Source organism: Tsuneonella deserti, assembly GCF_014644315.1.
In the GTDB taxonomy this organism is placed as follows: Bacteria; Pseudomonadota; Alphaproteobacteria; order Sphingomonadales; family Sphingomonadaceae; genus Tsuneonella; species Tsuneonella deserti.
Map to the genome: position 1 here is coordinate 1610120 of NZ_BMKL01000001.1, position 14827 is coordinate 1624946.

General features: G+C 67.2%; 18 protein-coding genes. 7 read left to right on the forward strand and 11 right to left on the reverse strand.

Annotated features, from left to right (window positions below; translation table 11 throughout):
* The first annotated feature begins 4 nt into the window (after nucleotides 1-4).
* The 3 genes from IEW58_RS07685 to IEW58_RS07695 are packed head-to-tail and all read left to right on the forward strand — an operon-like array spanning nucleotide 5 to nucleotide 2024.
* A complete protein-coding gene (locus IEW58_RS07685; protein ID WP_188644592.1) occupies nucleotides 5-679 on the forward strand; it encodes a TPM domain-containing protein in 675 nt (224 codons plus the stop codon).
* Nucleotides 679-1245 (forward strand): NUDIX hydrolase, encoded by a 567-nt coding sequence (locus IEW58_RS07690; RefSeq protein ID WP_188644593.1) that lies wholly within the window; start codon nucleotides 679-681, stop codon nucleotides 1243-1245. Before IEW58_RS07685 ends, IEW58_RS07690 begins: the two co-directional genes overlap by 1 nt.
* On the forward strand, nucleotides 1242-2024 hold the full coding sequence (locus IEW58_RS07695) for an SDR family oxidoreductase (protein WP_188644594.1): 783 nt from the start codon (nucleotides 1242-1244) through the stop codon (nucleotides 2022-2024). The genes IEW58_RS07690 and IEW58_RS07695 overlap by 4 nt, the downstream gene beginning before the upstream one ends.
* A 40-nt stretch (nucleotides 2025-2064) precedes the next feature.
* Here IEW58_RS07695 and IEW58_RS07700 read toward each other — a convergent pair whose 3' ends face one another.
* Both IEW58_RS07700 and IEW58_RS13955 read right to left on the reverse strand, forming a co-directional pair.
* Nucleotides 2065-2283: a PspC domain-containing protein gene (locus tag IEW58_RS07700; protein WP_188644595.1), complete on the reverse strand. Its 219-nt coding sequence runs from the start codon at nucleotides 2281-2283 to the stop codon at nucleotides 2065-2067.
* Nucleotides 2280-2402 carry a hypothetical protein gene (locus IEW58_RS13955; RefSeq protein WP_268237104.1) on the reverse strand — a complete coding sequence of 41 codons (123 nt, stop codon included), beginning with the start codon at nucleotides 2400-2402 and terminating at the stop codon, nucleotides 2280-2282. The genes IEW58_RS07700 and IEW58_RS13955 overlap by 4 nt, the downstream gene beginning before the upstream one ends.
* 228 nt (nucleotides 2403-2630) lie before the next feature.
* Between IEW58_RS13955 and recF the strand changes: the two genes are divergently transcribed.
* A complete protein-coding gene (gene recF / locus IEW58_RS07705; RefSeq protein ID WP_188645719.1) occupies nucleotides 2631-3701 on the forward strand; it encodes a DNA replication/repair protein RecF in 1071 nt (356 codons plus the stop codon).
* Here the strand turns inward: recF and IEW58_RS07710 are convergent.
* From IEW58_RS07710 to IEW58_RS07720, 3 genes are read right to left on the reverse strand one after another with little or no spacing between them, the layout of a single operon-like run.
* Nucleotides 3698-3952, reverse strand: a complete 255-nt coding sequence (locus IEW58_RS07710; RefSeq protein ID WP_188644596.1) for an accessory factor UbiK family protein — start codon at nucleotides 3950-3952, stop codon at nucleotides 3698-3700. The two genes, recF and IEW58_RS07710, sit on opposite strands and share 4 nt — an antisense overlap.
* A 38-nt stretch (nucleotides 3953-3990) precedes the next feature.
* The gene (locus IEW58_RS07715) at nucleotides 3991-4545 is read right to left on the reverse strand and encodes a TspO/MBR family protein (RefSeq protein WP_188644597.1); all 555 of its coding nucleotides are present in this window, start codon (nucleotides 4543-4545) and stop codon (nucleotides 3991-3993) included.
* Complete coding sequence (locus tag IEW58_RS07720; protein ID WP_229658633.1) at nucleotides 4542-5339, reverse strand: TlyA family RNA methyltransferase; 798 nt, start codon at nucleotides 5337-5339, stop codon at nucleotides 4542-4544. Before IEW58_RS07720 ends, IEW58_RS07715 begins: the two co-directional genes overlap by 4 nt.
* A gap of 205 nt (nucleotides 5340-5544) precedes the next feature.
* Between IEW58_RS07720 and IEW58_RS07725 the strand changes: the two genes are divergently transcribed.
* Both IEW58_RS07725 and IEW58_RS07730 read left to right on the forward strand, forming a co-directional pair.
* Nucleotides 5545-5919, forward strand: coding sequence for a hypothetical protein (locus IEW58_RS07725; protein ID WP_188644599.1), 375 nt, complete (start codon nucleotides 5545-5547; stop codon nucleotides 5917-5919).
* A 402-nt stretch (nucleotides 5920-6321) separates the two neighbouring features.
* A complete protein-coding gene (locus tag IEW58_RS07730) occupies nucleotides 6322-7398 on the forward strand; it encodes a branched-chain amino acid aminotransferase (protein WP_188644600.1) in 1077 nt (358 codons plus the stop codon).
* Here the strand turns inward: IEW58_RS07730 and IEW58_RS07735 are convergent.
* From IEW58_RS07735 to IEW58_RS07760, 6 genes are all read right to left on the reverse strand, one after another.
* Nucleotides 7395-8459 (reverse strand): NAD(P)/FAD-dependent oxidoreductase, encoded by a 1065-nt coding sequence (locus tag IEW58_RS07735; protein ID WP_229658494.1) that lies wholly within the window; start codon nucleotides 8457-8459, stop codon nucleotides 7395-7397. The genes IEW58_RS07730 and IEW58_RS07735 overlap by 4 nt on opposite strands.
* On the reverse strand, nucleotides 8459-9145 hold the full coding sequence (locus IEW58_RS07740; protein WP_188644601.1) for a methyltransferase domain-containing protein: 687 nt from the start codon (nucleotides 9143-9145) through the stop codon (nucleotides 8459-8461). Before IEW58_RS07740 ends, IEW58_RS07735 begins: the two co-directional genes overlap by 1 nt.
* Nucleotides 9135-10193: a type III polyketide synthase gene (locus tag IEW58_RS07745; RefSeq protein ID WP_188644602.1), complete on the reverse strand. Its 1059-nt coding sequence runs from the start codon at nucleotides 10191-10193 to the stop codon at nucleotides 9135-9137. The genes IEW58_RS07740 and IEW58_RS07745 overlap by 11 nt, the downstream gene beginning before the upstream one ends.
* Before the next feature lie 62 nt (nucleotides 10194-10255).
* The gene (locus IEW58_RS07750; RefSeq protein WP_188644603.1) at nucleotides 10256-12322 is read right to left on the reverse strand and encodes an NAD(+) synthase; all 2067 of its coding nucleotides are present in this window, start codon (nucleotides 12320-12322) and stop codon (nucleotides 10256-10258) included.
* Nucleotides 12319-12846 (reverse strand): CinA family protein, encoded by a 528-nt coding sequence (locus IEW58_RS07755; RefSeq protein WP_188644604.1) that lies wholly within the window; start codon nucleotides 12844-12846, stop codon nucleotides 12319-12321. The genes IEW58_RS07750 and IEW58_RS07755 overlap by 4 nt, the downstream gene beginning before the upstream one ends.
* Before the next feature lie 6 nt (nucleotides 12847-12852).
* Nucleotides 12853-13863, reverse strand: a complete 1011-nt coding sequence (locus IEW58_RS07760) for a DNA topoisomerase IB (RefSeq protein ID WP_188645721.1) — start codon at nucleotides 13861-13863, stop codon at nucleotides 12853-12855.
* Nucleotides 13864-13927: 64 nt separating this feature from the next.
* Between IEW58_RS07760 and yghU the strand changes: the two genes are divergently transcribed.
* Entirely contained in the window at nucleotides 13928-14821 is an 894-nt protein-coding gene (yghU, locus tag IEW58_RS07765; RefSeq protein ID WP_229658495.1) for a glutathione-dependent disulfide-bond oxidoreductase, read from the forward strand.
* Nucleotides 14822-14827 lie beyond the last annotated feature (6 nt).

Sequence of the window (14827 nt, forward strand, 5' to 3'; positions counted from 1 at the left end):
GGCAGTGGCGTTCCTGACCGACGCAGAGCACGCTCAGGTTTCCGCGGCGGTCGCCGCAGCGGAAGGCCATAGCGCGGGCGAGATCGTCACCGTTCTGGCCGAACAGTCGGACGGCTACAGCGACATCCAGCTCGCCTGGTCGATCCTCATCGCCACCTTCGCACTGACGATGTTCGCGCTGTTCCCGGACTTCTACCTACGCATCGTCGAGCGGGTGCTCGGCGGATGGATCCTCGAATGGACCCCGCGCGAGCTGCTGAGCCTGGCGGTGTTCGTGGTGGTGGCCAAGTTCGTGGCCATGTGGCTGATCCAGCTATGGCGCCCGCTCAAGTTCCTGCTCGTCCCCGCGCCGGTGAAGCAGATGCGCGTGCGAGACGCCGCTATCCGCCACTTCAAGGTGGGTGCAGAACGCCGCACCCACGGGCGCACCGGCGTTCTCATATACCTGTCGATGCGCGAGCACCGCGCGGAGATCGTCGCCGACGAAGCGATCGCGAAGATGGTCTCGGCCGAAGTGTGGGGCGAGGCGATGGCCGATATGCTGAAGGACATTCGCCAGGGCCGCATTGCCGATGGCCTGGTCGCCGGAGTGAGCGACGTCGGCGCCGTCCTCAGCCAGCACTTCCCGCGCGCCGAGGACGACCGCAACGAACTGCCTGACCGGTTGATCGAAGTCTGATGAGTGCACAGGAGGGGACGCTTCCTCCCGACGCGGGGGCGCCGGAGGAAGTGGTCTGGGAAGGCCGCTTCGTGACCGCGAAGAAACGCGGGAGGTGGGAATACGTCAGCCGCGCGCGCGGCATCCGGGCGGCGGTAATCGTGGCGATCGACGGCGGCCACGTCATCCTTGTCGAGCAGTACCGCGTGCCGATGGGCCGCGCCTCGCTGGAAATGCCCGCCGGCCTCGTTGGCGATGGCGACGACGATGGCGACGAGGAGGCGGAAACCGCCGCCCGCCGCGAGCTGGAGGAAGAAACCGGCTACCGCGCCCACTCGATAGAGGACTGCGGCCTGTTCTATTCCTCGCCCGGGATGCTGTCGGAAAGCTTCCACCTGTTCCGTGCTACAGAACTGGAGCGGGTCGGCGATGGCGGCGGGACCGCTTCGGAGAACATCACCGTACACCGCGTGGCGCTGGACGAAGTGCCCGCGTTCGTCGAAGAACGGCGCAAGGCCGGTGTCGGGATCGACACCAAGCTGATGCTCCTGCTGGGCGGAGCGATAATCGGGAGGAAACGGGCATGAGCGGACGGGTTGCGGGCAAGCTGGCGCTGGTCACGGGTGCGGCGCAGGGTCTTGGCGCGGCACATTGCCAGGCGCTGGCGCGCGAAGGGGCGAAAGTCCTGTGCACCGACATCAACGGCGATGGCGCCCAGGCGACCGCTGCGGCGATCAACGCCGAAGTGGGCGCGGGCACCGCTTTCGCAATGAAACACGATGTCACCTCTCCCGATGAATGGGATGCGGCGATCGAGCTGGCGCGCGATGCGCTTGGCGGCCTGTCGGTACTGGTCAACAACGCCGGCGTCGGCGTGCGCGGGAATATCGAGACCTGCACCCTGGAGGAATGGCGCAAGGGCTTTGCGATCAACGTCGAAAGCGTGTTCCTCGGGTGCCAGAAGGCGCTGCCTCTGATGAAAGACAACCAGCCCGGTTCGATCATCAACATCAGCTCGATCGCGGGGCTCATCGCAAGCGATACAATGCCCGGCTACAACGCCAGCAAGGCGGCGGTGTGGATGCTGTCGAAGTCGGTTGCGCTCTATTGCGGCAAGATGGGCTGGAACATCCGCTGCAATTCGGTGCACCCGACGTTCGTCGATACGCCGATCCTGGATGGAATGGTGGCGAGCACCGGGCGCGAAAAGAGCGTGATCATGGACAAGCTGGCGCGGCAGATCCCCCTGAAGCGGGTGGGAGAGCCGCGGGAAATCGCCGATGGTGTGCTGTTCCTCGCCAGCGACGAGAGCAGCTTCATGACCGGAGCGGAGCTTAAGCTCGACGGCGGCATCAGCGCGATGTGAGTGACAAGAGAAAGGGCGCGCAAACCCTTGCGCGCCCTCCTCAGTCAGCGATCAAGGCGATCGCCAAGTAGACCAGGATCAGCGATCCCAGGCCCAGGACAGTGCCCGCCGCGAAAGCGATGCGGACGATCATCGGGTTGATCCCGAAGTAGTTGGCGATCCCGCCGCAGACCCCGAAGACCTTGGCGTTGCCCTTGTCGAGCGCGAAGCCGCGGCTTGCGGGGGCCACGGCCGGCCGGTGGCGTTCCAGGCCGTTCATGCCAGCGTTCCGGGGAGCAGCATGCCCTGGTTGGCGGGAGTGATCGCGGCGGCGAACATGACGAGGCTGAATGCCAGGCTGAAGACCGCGGCGGCGAGCTTGTTGTTGAGTACTTGCATTGTCTGGTTCCTTGTCCAAGCGTTCCGGCGGACCATCCGTCGGATGCCGGACACTTCGCAAGCAGCGTGCCAATTCGCGAAAATGGCGGAATTCCGCGGTTTTCCGCCTGGCGCTCCTTTCCCATTCCTGAACAGTTTGCTCACCATCGGGAAATTTTCCCAACAGTTGGGATGGGGATTCTGGATGCTGGCTTCATCGCCCGCAGGCGGGTAACCGGAAGCCCGCTCATGGCTCTCGACCGCATCTCGCTTTCCCGTTTCCGCAACCATCGCGAGACCACGCTCGAAGGCGCGCGCGGGTTCAATCTCCTGGTGGGAGAGAACGGCGCGGGGAAGACCAACGTGCTGGAGGCGCTCTCCCTGCTTGCTCCCGGCCGGGGGCTACGCCGCGCGCCGCTCACCGAGATGGCGGCGACGCCGGGGCAGGACGGCTTCATCGTGGGCGCTTCGCTGATGAGCGACGGCGAGGAAGTGAGGCTCGGCACGGCGGTCGACGGCGCGCGGCCAACGCGGCGCATGGTGCGCATAAATGGCGCGGAGGCAAGCGCGGTAATGCTGGGCGAATGGCTGGCGTTGTCCTGGCTCACCCCCGCCATGGACGGGTTGTTCACCGATAGCGCGGGAGCGCGGCGGCGCTGGCTCGACCGGCTCGCGGTGGCGCTCGATGCGGGCCACGCCCGCCACGCCGCGCGCTACGAGGCGGCCTTGCGCGAACGCAATCGCCTGCTGGCCGGGGAGACGGCTCCCGATCCGCTGTGGCTGGACGGGATCGAGGCGCAGATGGCGACCAGCGGCGCGGCGCTCTCAGACGGCCGGGCGCGGCTGATCCAGATGCTCGCCGGGGAGCTCGACTCGTTGCCCAGTGAGCCGTTCGCCCTGCCCGAGCTCGATTATCGGCCGGGCGGCGTTGCCGACGCTGACGCCTGGCGCCGGAGCCGCGCGCGTGACCGTGCGGCGGGCCGCACGCTCGAAGGCCCGCACCGCGACGACCTTGGCGTGACGATGGCCGGCAAGGGCCAGCCCGCTGCACGAAGCTCGACCGGGGAGCAGAAGGCGATGCTGATCGCGATTACCCTGGCCCATGCCGGCCTCGCCGCTCGCGGACGCGCCAGCGTGCTGCTGCTGGATGAAGTGGCCGCCCATCTCGATCCCCTGCGGCGCGCGGCCCTGTTCGAACGGCTACGCGAAAGCGGGACGCAGGTATGGTTCACCGGCACCGAAACCGCACCATTCGAACCGGTCCTTCAGGATATGGCGGTGTGGCGCGTCGCGGACGGCAGCGCCCGCCGGGAAAGCTAGGCTCCCGCGGCGATCTTGGCTTCGAGCGCCGCGATCCGTTCGGCCAGCCGCTCGTTTTCCTCGCGGGCGCGGGCGGCCATGTCCTTGACCGCGTCGAATTCCTCGCGGCTCACGAAATCGAACCCGCCGACCATTCCGCGCACGCGCTCGCGCGCGCCCTCGCGGGCCTCGCGCGCCATGCCCGCGGCAGTGCCGGCGGCGGCGTTGGCCAGCTTGACGAAATCGGAGATGAGGGGGTTTTCGCTCTGCATGGCAGGTATGTGGTCGCCCGCCGCGCGGCAGGCAAGCCCTAGAATTCGTACCGCTGCACGGCTCCGCTGGCCGTGCTCTCCCTGCCCCCGTCGGGATTGGCCCGGAGAAACTCCCAGTTGAGCAGTGTGGCGAAGGCGATCCATGCCAGGTAGGGCAGCAGCAGCAGCGCGGCGACCCGGCGGACGCGCCAGAACAGGACGATGGTGACAATCACCAGCACGTCGAGCACGGCGATCACGATCAGGCCGGTCCTGATCTGGTGCATCGCGAAGAACACGGGCGACCACGAAAGATTTACCGCGAGCTGCACCGCAAACGCCGCGATCGCCGCCGTCCTGCCCCGCGCGCCCCAGGCCGCGCAGACCATCGCCAGCGCCAGCCCCATCATCACGTAGAGAATCGACCAGACGATCCCGAACCACATCGGCGGCGGGAAGATGTCGGGCTTGACCAGCGACTGGAACCACGCGCTCTGCGCATTGCTGCCGACCTGGCCCGACAGGAACCCCAGCAGCAGCACGAGCGGCACAGTGAACAGCGCCCAGCGTATGAAGCTGCCGCGCAGCTGCCGCTTCGATGCCAATCCGGTCATTCCGCCTCCGCCGATTCTTCCCCTGCCCCGTCTTGGCGGAGCATTGCGGCCGGCGCAACTTGGCCGCGCCGGGCAGCGAGGAGGAATTCCACGTTGCCTTCAGGCCCGGTGATAGGGCTGGGGACGAGGCCATCGACCGTCCAGCCGCTGCGTTCCAGCCAGCCGCGCACCTCTTCGCACACACGTGCGTGGAGCGCAGGATCGCGAACCACCCCGCCCTTGCCGACTTCATCACGGCCCACTTCGAACTGCGGCTTGATCAGCGCGACGAGGCGGCAATCGGGCGCGGCCAGATCGAGCGGGCGTTCGAGCACTTTGGCAAGACCGATGAACGAGGCATCGCACACCACCCAGGTGCACGGCACATCGATAAGTTCGCGCGTCAGCACGCGGGCGCTGGTCTGCTCCAGCACCGTCACGCGGCTGTCCTGGCGCAATTTCCAGGCAAGCTGGTTGGTGCCCGAATCGACCGCGAACACACGTGACGCCCCGCGTTGCAGGAGAACGTCGGTGAAGCCGCCGGTCGAACTGCCGATGTCCATCGCCGCCGCCCCCGCGGGATCGAGCGCGAAGACGTCGAGCGCGTGAGCCAGCTTTATTCCGCCGCGCGAAACCCACGGGTGGTCGCGCCCCCGCACCTCGATCGGCGCGTCTTCGGGCAGGCTTTGCCCGCTCTTGGCAAGCTTCGTTTCCCCCGAGAACACGAGGCCCGCCATGACCAGCGCCTGCGCGCGGGTGCGGCTTTCGGCGAGCCCGCGATCGACGAGCAACTGGTCCAGGCGCTTCTTTCCCATCGGCACCGCATCGCCTAGCGTGCGTTTGGTCACACGGGAACCGGGAGAAATCATGTACCTGCGCCGATCACTGGGAGTGGCTTTTCTGCTGGGCACCGCCGCGTGCGTCCCGCGGCCGGAGCCTACTCCCGCCCCACCGACCACAAGCACGCCTGCGCCCCGTCCGACGCCCACCCCCTCCCCTGTCGCCACGCATACGACCTGGATGGACGCCCCGCAGACTCCCGGGGACTGGCGCTACGGCCCGGCCGCCGGAGGGACTGCCGCCCGCTTCGGCGAACCGGGAAGCGAAGCCCGGTTCACCATCGCGTGCCTGCTCCCCGCCCGCACGGTCCAGCTGGTGCGTAACGGACCCGTCGCCAGCGGCGGCCCAATGACGCTCCGCAGCGAAAGCGCCACGCGCGCCGTCTCCGCCGCGCCATCGGCCGATGGCCTGCGCGCCGCGCTTTCGGCAAACGACCCGCTGCTTGATGCGATTGCCTTCTCCAAGGGCAGGTTCGCGGTCGAAACGCCTGGCGCACCGCCGCTTTACCTGCCGAGCTGGCCGGAAGTGACACGGGTGATCGAGGATTGCCGCTAAAAGGCATTGTAGGGGCCGCGAAAGCGAAGCGACAATCCTGACAGTGAAAAACTTCGATACAAGTCTTGTGTTGCCGCCCGGTTCGACTCACATTGCCGCCTGAAGCCCAGCGACCCACGCGGCTTCGGCCCCCGGTGAAACGAGGGGTCTGGCTTTCAAGCGCGAAAGGAGGTGATCCGATGTCTCATGGTTCAGCAGGGAGGTCGGTGTCGACCCTCGCGGAGCATTATCGGTAAATCTTCATTCGCCGATAGAGGCTTCGTGGGCGGCCACACTGGCCGCTGACCATGCGAAGGGCAGTTTCTCAGGAGAGGAGCTGCCCTTCTCATTTCCGGGGCACACCGGCAGCGCAATGTCCGTGCGGCTTGCGCAGCGGCCCGCCCGCTCTTAACCGCCTGCGACATGGATTTCGCGCACCTTCCCCACCCCGCCCCCGTTCCCGGTGAAACCCGTGCCGAGGCGATTGCCGATCCGGGCTTCGGATCGGTCTTTACCGATCACATGGTCGTCATCGATTTTCATGCGGACCGCGGATGGCACGATGCGCGGGTGACCCCCCGCGAGGCGCTCACACTCGATCCGGCCTGCGCGGTGCTGCACTACGCGCAGGAAATTTTCGAAGGGCTCAAGGCCTATCGTCATCCCGACGGCAGCCTCGCGCTGTTCCGCCCCCTGGTGAACGCCGCGCGCCTCAATCGTTCTGCCGACCGGCTGGCGATGCCCAACCTGCCCGAAGATCTCTTCGTCGAGGCCTGCCGCCAGCTTGTGATCAAGGACCGCGACTGGTTTCCCACCGTGGAGGGCGGCTCGCTTTACCTGCGCCCCTTCATGTTCGCCTCCGAGGCCTTCCTCGGCGTGCGGCCCGCACGCGAGTACAAGTTCCTCGTTATCGCCAGCCCGGTGGGCAACTATTTCAAGTCGGGCGTGCCGGCGGTCTCCATCTGGGTGAGCCAGGATTATGTCCGCGCGGCGCCCGGCGGAACCGGCGCGGCCAAGACCGGCGGCAACTATGCCGCCAGCCTCGTTCCCCAGGCGGAGGCGATCTCCAAGGGGCATGACCAGGTCGTGTTCCTCGATGCGGTGGAGCGCCGCTGGATCGAGGAACTGGGCGGCATGAACCTGTTCTTCGTGTTCGCGGACGGCAGCGTAATCACGCCTCCGCTCGGCGGGACGATCCTGCCCGGGGTGACGCGCGACAGCCTGATCCAGCTCCTGCGTGACGAAGGGCTGACGATCCGCGAGGAACGCTACGCCATCGATCAGTGGCGCTCTGATGCCGAATCCGGCCGGCTGATCGAGACGATGGCTTGCGGCACCGCGGCGGTGGTCACGCCGGTGGGCAAGGTGGCGAGCCCCGATTTCGAATTCTCCATTGGCTCGGGCGGGCCGGGCCAGCTCACCCAGCGCCTGCGGGAGCGGCTGGTCGGCATCCAGCGCGGGACCGTGCCCGATCCCCACGGCTGGGTCATGCCCCTCTAGATCCGCGTCAGCGCCATCGCCGCGCGCGCAAGCCAGGGCGCGCCGGCAGCCAGGCGAGTGAGCAGCCGGCCCCCGCGATCGCTTTCGGCCAGGTTCCAGATGATGCCGGCGGTGCGCACCGGGCGCCCGGCCCGGCGGGCGAATGCTTGCTGGAAGCGCGGCGCGTTCATCCCGGACAGCCATGCCCTCGCCGCCGCTTCGCCGCTGGCCATGGCGATGGCCATGCCTTCTCCCGCCAGCGAGGGAGTCACCGCCGCCTGGTCCCCGAGGCGGTAAAGGCCCTCCTGGCTCGAACGCGCAATCCAGCCGTAGGGGACGGAGCCGACGGTATCGATGGCAAGGCCGCGCGGCGCGAACTCCATGCGCTCGCCAAAGCGCGGATACTGTGACGCCAGCCAGTCCAGCAGCGCAAGCGGATCGCCGCCGGCCTCAGCCAGCAGCGACTTGCGCAGCGCCAGGCAGACATTCGCGGTGCCGCCATCCTGCAACACGATCCCCGCATAACCGCCTTCGAAAAGGTGGAGCTCGATCCGGCCGCGCAGGATCGCCTGGAGCCGTTCGCTGGCGGGCAGGCGAAGGCGCAGGCCAAGCGCGGGGTCGGCGGCGGTACGGGGCCGGATCTGGCCGCGCACGTCACTCTTCCCGGTAGCCAGGAAGATCGCCCCGGCCTTCCACTGGCGCGTTTCACCCTCGACGAGGCCGGGTTCTACGGAGCGGGCGCGGTCGATCTCCAGCCGCGCGCCTTCCGCCACCGCGCGCGCGCGCAGGGCCGTGTCGAGTGCACGGCGCGACAGGCCGAAGCCTTCGACGGGCAGCGGTGCGGTCGCCTCGCGAGTGCCGGCGATCAATGCCAGCGTTCCGACCGGATGCCCGCCGAGCGCGGCCGGATCGACACCGATGCCTCGAAGGCGCTCCGCCGAGCGCCACGACAGGAACCCGCCGCACAGCGCATCTCCGACTTGATCGTCGCGGTCGATCAACACCGGTGAGGCCCCCGCCCTCGCCAGCATGATCGCGGCCATGCTTCCGGCCGGGCCAGCACCCAGGACGATGGGCGGCATCAGCGAATCTTCTCGACGCAGAGGCGAAAGGGGAAGGCGCGGAATACCCGTGCTCCGTCGATCCCGGCGTCAGCCAGTAGCGGCGGCCACTCGCGGGGGCGGTAGGATCTGGCAATCGACAGGTGGCCGTCGTGCCGCACGATCGGATGCCAGCGCATCACGCGTGCGAGGACCGGCCAGCCGGCATAGGCGAAGCCGTGGCGGTGGAGGTCGTTGACCAGCCATCCGGCGCGCGCTTCGCGTTCCATGAAGCGCAGGAAGCCGACCAGTTGCTCCCGGCCCATGTGATGCGCGACGAGGCTCGAGATGACGCAGTCCCACCCCTCTCCCGCGAGTTGCGCGTAATCGCCAGTGCGGAATTCAATGCCGAGCGCCTGCGGCGTCGCCTCGCGTGCAGCAGCGACGCTGCGGGGATTGAGGTCGATGCCGACCAGCTCGGCGGCGAGCCCTCGCTGCTCCGCCCAGCGGGCAATGCCGCGGAGCATGTCGCCATCGCCGAATCCGACGTCGAGCAGCCGGAAATGCTTCCTTGCGCCCACCGCGCGGTCGAGGAACGCCAGCGTCGGCTGGCGGGCGAGCGTGATCGTGTTGACCCGCGCGAGATCGTGCAGGACGCGCGTGTAAACCTGCGCGTCGAGCGCCGGATCGTCCATCAGTTCGTCGGCGGTGGCGCGTTCAGCCAGCATCGGCGGCGCCGCGCCAGCCGTAGCGGAAGCCTTCCATCGCCAGGCCCGGACCGAACGCCAGCGCGATGCCGCTGGCGGGCTTCTGGCGCATGATCCGCTCGAGCGCGAACATCAGGGTGGAGGAGCTCATGTTGCCGCACATGCGCAGCACTTCGCGCGAATCGTCGAGCGCGTGGGGGGCAAGATGCAGGCCCTTCTCGACCGCGTCGAGGATCGAGCGGCCACCGGCGTGCACCGCCCAGCTTTCGATCGAGGCCGGATCGCGCCCCCCGGTCACGCGCGCCGTTACTTCGGGATTGGCAAGGGCGGCGGCGATCCGCCCCGGCACCTCGCCCGACAGGCGCATATGGAAGCCGGTGTTCCCGATCTGCCAGGTGATCAGTTCCTCGCTGTCTTCCAGCGCCGCCGAGATGCCCTCGCCCAGCTCCAGCCCTGGCTCGCCCGTAGTGACGATGGCCGCCGCGGCGCCGTCTCCGAACTGCGCGCCCATAAGCAAGGGCTCCAGGTCCATCTCGTCCTGGTGATGAAGGCTGGATAGCTCGACCGTGACGACCAGCACGCGTGCGCCGGGTTCCGAACGGACGATATGGCGCGCCGTCCTGAGCGCGGTGACCGCGGCATAGCAGCCCATGAAGCCGACCAGCACGCGCTCCACGCTGTCGGCGAGACCGAGGCGGCGTGCGATGATCTGGTCGATCCCGGGCGCGACGAAGCCGGTGCAGCTCGCAACCACGATGTGGGTCGGGTCTCCCAGGCGGGGCAGCCTGCCGATGGCGCGCAGGGCGAGCTCGGGCGCTTCGCGGGCATAGATCGCCATGCGGGCGGCCGTGGAAGGCGCGTCGCCGCCATAGAAGCCGGCGCCTTCGTCAAGCCGCGCATCCTCCTCGGCCAGAACCGACCAGCGGTGCTCGATGCCCGAACGATGGGCCATGCGCTCGTAAAGGCGCGCCTCCCGGCTTTCCCCGAGACGCGAGAGCGCCCAGCGGCGGTAATCCGTCTCGAAATCGAGATCGGGAACCGCAGTCGCGATTGCCGTGATGGTGGTCATGTGGCGTGGGTGTCCGTCGCAGATGTCAGTTCAAACGCGGACAGCCATGCTTTGTGCCGCCGCTACGATATCGGTGGAAGCTTGGCGCGCAGTTCTGCGAGCCAGACGTCGGCCACCGCGTCCGATGGCGCGCGCCAGTCGCCGCGCGGCGACAGCGCACCACCGCCACTCACCTTGGGGCCGTTGGGCAGAGCGCTGCGCTTGAACTGCGCGAAACCGAAGAACCGCTGCAGGAAACTCTCGAGCCAGCGCGCGATGGTGGCGAGATCGTATTCGTTCTTGTTCGCTTCGGGGAAACCGGCCGGCCAGAGGCCGTGGCTTGCGTCGCGCCAGGCGTGCCACGCCAGGAAGGCGACCTTGCTCGGCCGCGCGCCGAAGCGAATGATGTGGTGCATGAAGAAGTCGTTGAGCTCGTAAGGGCCGACCTTGCCTTCGGTGCTCTGGACCTCGCCGTCCTCGCCGACGGGGATCAGCTCGGGGGTGATTTCCTGCGCAAGGATCGCCTCCAGCACGGCATCGGTATCACGGTCGAACTGGTCGGTCCTGGCGGCCCAGCGGATGAGGTACTGCATCAGCGTCTTGGGCACGCCGGCATTGACGCCGTAATGGCTCATCTGGTCGCCGACGCCGTAAGTACACCAGCCGAGCGCCAGCTCGCTCATGTCGCCGGTGCCGATGACGAACCCGTTGTGCTGCCCGGCGAGCCGGAACAGGTAATCGGTGCGCAGGCCCGCCTGCACGTTTTCGAACGTGGTGTCGTATACCGGCTCGCCGCGGCCGAAAGGATGGCCGATGTCGCGCAGCATCGTCTCGGCCGCGGGCTTGATGTCGATCTCTTCGGCCGTGATGCCGAGCGCGTTCATCAGCTTCCAGGCGTTTGACTTCGTGCCTTCCGAAGTACCGAAACCCGGCATCGTATAGCCGCGGATCGTGGTGCGCGGCAGCCCAAGACGGTCGCACACCTTGGCAGCGACTATCAACGCATGGGTGGAATCGAGCCCGCCCGAGACGCCGATTATCATCGAATTCCCGCGGGTGGATTCGAACCGGCGCATCAGGCCGTCGACCTGGATGTTGAACGCCTCGAAGCAATCGGCATCAAGGTGATCGGGCCGGTTGGGCACGAACGGGAAGCGGCGGACGGGCCGGACGAGGCCGATGTCCCCGCTCGCGGGCTGGTGTTCGAACGGGACGATCCGGAAGGAGTCTTCCGGCCGCCCCTGTTCCTCGGCACAGTCGTTGAACGTGCCCATGCGCAGACGGTCGTTGAGGATGCGGTCGCAATCGATATCGACCACGCACAGCTCGGGCTCGGCCGAGAACCGCTCGCTCTCGGCCATGAGGTCGCCGAGTTCGTAGACCATACCCTGGCCGTCCCACGCCATGTCGGTCGTGCTCTCGCCGTGGCCGGCTGCCGAATAGATATAGGCGGCGGCTGCGCGGGCGCTTTGCGAGCGGCAGAGCATATGTCGCTCGTCGCTCTTGCCGATCACGATGTTGGAAGCCGACAGGTTGGCGAGTATCGTCGCGCCAGCCAGCGCGGCATATGTCGAAGGTGGGATCGCCGCCCAGAAGTCCTCGCAGATCTCGATAGCAAGCCGGAAGCCGGGCAGGTTTTCGGCTGCAAATATAAGGTCGGTGCCGAACGGAACTTCCTCGCCGTTAACGACGATCCCCAGGCCCTGGATCTGACGCCCGTTGGCGAACCAGCGTTTTTCGTAGAACTCCCGGTAGTTCGGCAGGTAGCTCTTGGGCACCACGCCGAGCAGCCGCCCGCGGTGCACCGCCAGCGCGCAGTTGTAGATCCGCCCGTTGTGCCGGAGCGGCGCGCCGATCACCAGCAGCGGGATCAGGTCCGCGCTTGCGGCGACGATCTCGCCCACGCGCGCCTCTGCCGCATCGAGCAGCGCGGCCTGCATGTGCAGGTCATCAATCGCGTAGGACGAAACGCACAGTTCGGGATAGACCACCAGATCCACCTGCGCGTTATGGGAGCGCCGTGCTTCATCAAGGATCGCAGCGGCATTGGCAGCAACGTCCGCCGTGCGCACCTTGGGCGTGCTTGCGGCGACGCGAACCAGCCCGTGCGAATGGAGAGAATAGAACGGGTGATCGCGATTATCTGTCATTGCGCGAGCGCTTCTTCCATCATCGAGAGCGCGACTTCAAGCGCGGCGATCCGCACCCCGCCCCTGCCGATGGCTCCGAAGCGCTCTTCGCGGTGGCAGGTAACGCCGTTGCGGCGGGCGCAGGCGAAGTGGACCAGCCCCTCCTCGTCGTCGGGTCCGCCCGGCCCGGCGAAGCCGGTAATCGACAGCGCGAAGTGGGCCTGCGAACGGTCAAGCGCGCCTTTGGCCATCGCCAGCGCGATCGTGCGGCTGACCGCGCCGTGCTCTTCGATCAGGTCCATCGGGATGCCAAGCATCTCGCTCTTCGCCTCGTTGGTGTAGGTCACGAACCCGCGCTCGAACACGTGACCGCGTCCGCGCACGTCGGTCAGAAGAGCGGCAAGCAGGCCGCCGGTGCAGCTTTCCGCCGTTGCGATCTGCATTTCGAATTCGTGCGCCCGGTCGAGCAGGTCGCAGGCCTGTTGTTCGAGCGCCGCGGGCAGCGCAGGTTCCAGCGTCTCGGCTGTCTTTTCGTTGTCACTCATGGACCGTCAGGCCGCCAGCAGCTTGGCCGCGCTCGGCCCGCTTTCGAGCAGTTCGATGAGCCCCCGCTCCTCGCGGGTGAGCCAGCGCGTAGCGCGCGGCAGCTTGAGCGCGGCGCGCCATTTGATCTGCCGATCCACCAGCGCGATCACCGCGGGGTGAACGTAGCTGCGCCGCGTCACGGCGGGCGTGTTGCCGAGATGCTGCGCCACGTCGTCGAGCAGCATCTTCAGGCTCAGCACTCCGTCGGCTTCCGCCAGCAGCTTGAAGGCCAGGACGCTGGCGTGCCAGGTGCGGAAATTCTTGGCGGTGAAATGCTCGCCCATCGTCTCGCACAGGTACTCATTGACGTCCGCCGAACCCACCGGATGAAGCTCGCCCCCGTCATCCCGATACTGGAACAGTCGCTGGCCCGGCAGGTCCTGCATCGCCCGGACGACCCGGCTGAGGTTGCGGTCGCTCAACACCACCTCGTGCTCGATCCCGTGCTTGCCCTTGAAGCGCAGTCGGAGCGACTTGCCCTGAACTTTCGCGTGCTTCTGTCGCAGCGTGGTGGCGCCGAAACTCTTGTTCTCCTTGGCGTAGGCGTCATTCCCGATGCGGATCGCGCCGAGATCGAGCAGGCGCACCACGCTCGCGATAGCGCGTTCCCGCGTGAGTTTGCTGGCGGAAAGATCGCTTTCCACCCGCTTGCGAACCAGCGGCAGGAGCTTGCCGAAGGAGACGCAGCCATCGAATTTCTCGCTTTCGCGCGCGGTGCGGAAATCCGGGTGATAGCGGTATTGCTTGCGCCCCTTGGCATCGACCCCGGTCGCGAGGATGTGTCCGTTGGGCGCGGGGCAGAACCACGCATCGACGTAAGCCGGCGGCAGGGCGACGGAATTCAGCCGGTCGCGCTCGTCCGGATCGGTGATCAGCTCGCCGTGGGGGTCGTAATAGGCCCAGCCCTTGCCGCTTCGCTTGCGGGTGATGCCTGGCATCTCGTCGTCGATGTAGATGAGCTTGGATGGAGCTGACATATCCCGCGCAACGTGGCGCGCATCCTTGCGGTTCCGGCGGGCCTCGACCATCTGGACGTGAAACATGCATCGGAGAAACCGCGTGGCCGACGATACCTACACCCCGCCCAAGGTCTGGACCAACGACACCGAGAACGGCGGGGCGTTCGCCTCGATCAACCGCCCCACGGCGGGCGCGCGCCACGAAAAGGATCTGCCGGTCGGCGAGCATCCCTTCCAGCTCTACTCGCTCGGCACGCCCAACGGGCAAAAGGTGACGATCATGTTCGAGGAGCTGCTCGCCGCCGGCCATCCGGCCGAGTACGACGCCTGGATTGTCAACATCCGCGATGGCGATCAGTTCGGCAGCGGCTTCACCGCGCTCAATCCGAACGGCAAGATCCCGGCCCTGGAGGATCGCACCGGCCCCGCGCCTTTCCGCGTATTCGAGAGCGGCGCGATCCTGCTGCACCTGGCCGAAAAATTCGATTTCCTTCTCCCGCGCGAGAACCCGGCTAGGGCCGAAGTGCTGAGCTGGCTGATGTGGCAGATGGGCACCGCACCCTTCATCGGCGGCGGGTTCGGGCACTTCTACGCCTATGCGCCGGCCAAGTTCGAATATCCCATCAACCGCTACACGATGGAAACCAAGCGGATCTTCTCGGTCGCCGACCTTCGGCTGGGCGAGACGGAATTTTTGGCGGGGAACGACTATTCGATCGCCGATATCGCGTCCTATGGATGGCTGTCGGCGATCATGCACGGCGATGCGTACAATGACGCGGCGACGTTCCTGTCGATCCATGAATACCCCAATGTCGAACGGTGGGTGCGCGCCATCGACGATCGCCCGGCGGTGCGCCGCGGCCGCATCGTCAACACCGCCGCCATGCGCGAACGCCACTCCGCGGCGGACTTCGACGCGGTGGAGGACCAGGGCGTGCTTGAACGCGTCGAATGGAAAAGCGCCAGCGGTTGACGCTCC

What these genes read in the sequence shown, in the direction of transcription:
- IEW58_RS07755 (WP_188644604.1), bottom strand. Translation starts at nt 12,846, where the DNA reads ATGAGTGACAACGAAAAGACAGCCGAGACGCTGGAACCTGCGCTGCCC.
- IEW58_RS07760 (WP_188645721.1), bottom strand. Translation starts at nt 13,863, where the DNA reads ATGTCAGCTCCATCCAAGCTCATCTACATCGACGACGAGATGCCAGGC.
- recF (WP_188645719.1), top strand. Translation starts at nt 2,631, where the DNA reads ATGGCTCTCGACCGCATCTCGCTTTCCCGTTTCCGCAACCATCGCGAG.
- IEW58_RS07745 (WP_188644602.1), bottom strand. Translation starts at nt 10,193, where the DNA reads ATGACCACCATCACGGCAATCGCGACTGCGGTTCCCGATCTCGATTTC.
- IEW58_RS07740 (WP_188644601.1), bottom strand. Translation starts at nt 9,145, where the DNA reads ATGCTGGCTGAACGCGCCACCGCCGACGAACTGATGGACGATCCGGCG.
- IEW58_RS07715 (WP_188644597.1), bottom strand. Translation starts at nt 4,545, where the DNA reads ATGACCGGATTGGCATCGAAGCGGCAGCTGCGCGGCAGCTTCATACGC.
- IEW58_RS07720 (WP_229658633.1), bottom strand. Translation starts at nt 5,339, where the DNA reads ATGGGAAAGAAGCGCCTGGACCAGTTGCTCGTCGATCGCGGGCTCGCC.
- IEW58_RS13955 (WP_268237104.1), bottom strand. Translation starts at nt 2,402, where the DNA reads ATGCAAGTACTCAACAACAAGCTCGCCGCCGCGGTCTTCAGCCTGGCA.
- IEW58_RS07750 (WP_188644603.1), bottom strand. Translation starts at nt 12,322, where the DNA reads ATGACAGATAATCGCGATCACCCGTTCTATTCTCTCCATTCGCACGGG.
- IEW58_RS07690 (WP_188644593.1), top strand. Translation starts at nt 679, where the DNA reads ATGAGTGCACAGGAGGGGACGCTTCCTCCCGACGCGGGGGCGCCGGAG.
- IEW58_RS07695 (WP_188644594.1), top strand. Translation starts at nt 1,242, where the DNA reads ATGAGCGGACGGGTTGCGGGCAAGCTGGCGCTGGTCACGGGTGCGGCG.
- IEW58_RS07725 (WP_188644599.1), top strand. Translation starts at nt 5,545, where the DNA reads ATGGACGCCCCGCAGACTCCCGGGGACTGGCGCTACGGCCCGGCCGCC.
- IEW58_RS07710 (WP_188644596.1), bottom strand. Translation starts at nt 3,952, where the DNA reads ATGCAGAGCGAAAACCCCCTCATCTCCGATTTCGTCAAGCTGGCCAAC.
- IEW58_RS07700 (WP_188644595.1), bottom strand. Translation starts at nt 2,283, where the DNA reads ATGAACGGCCTGGAACGCCACCGGCCGGCCGTGGCCCCCGCAAGCCGC.
- yghU (WP_229658495.1), top strand. Translation starts at nt 13,928, where the DNA reads ATGCATCGGAGAAACCGCGTGGCCGACGATACCTACACCCCGCCCAAG.
- IEW58_RS07730 (WP_188644600.1), top strand. Translation starts at nt 6,322, where the DNA reads ATGGATTTCGCGCACCTTCCCCACCCCGCCCCCGTTCCCGGTGAAACC.
- IEW58_RS07735 (WP_229658494.1), bottom strand. Translation starts at nt 8,459, where the DNA reads ATGCCGCCCATCGTCCTGGGTGCTGGCCCGGCCGGAAGCATGGCCGCG.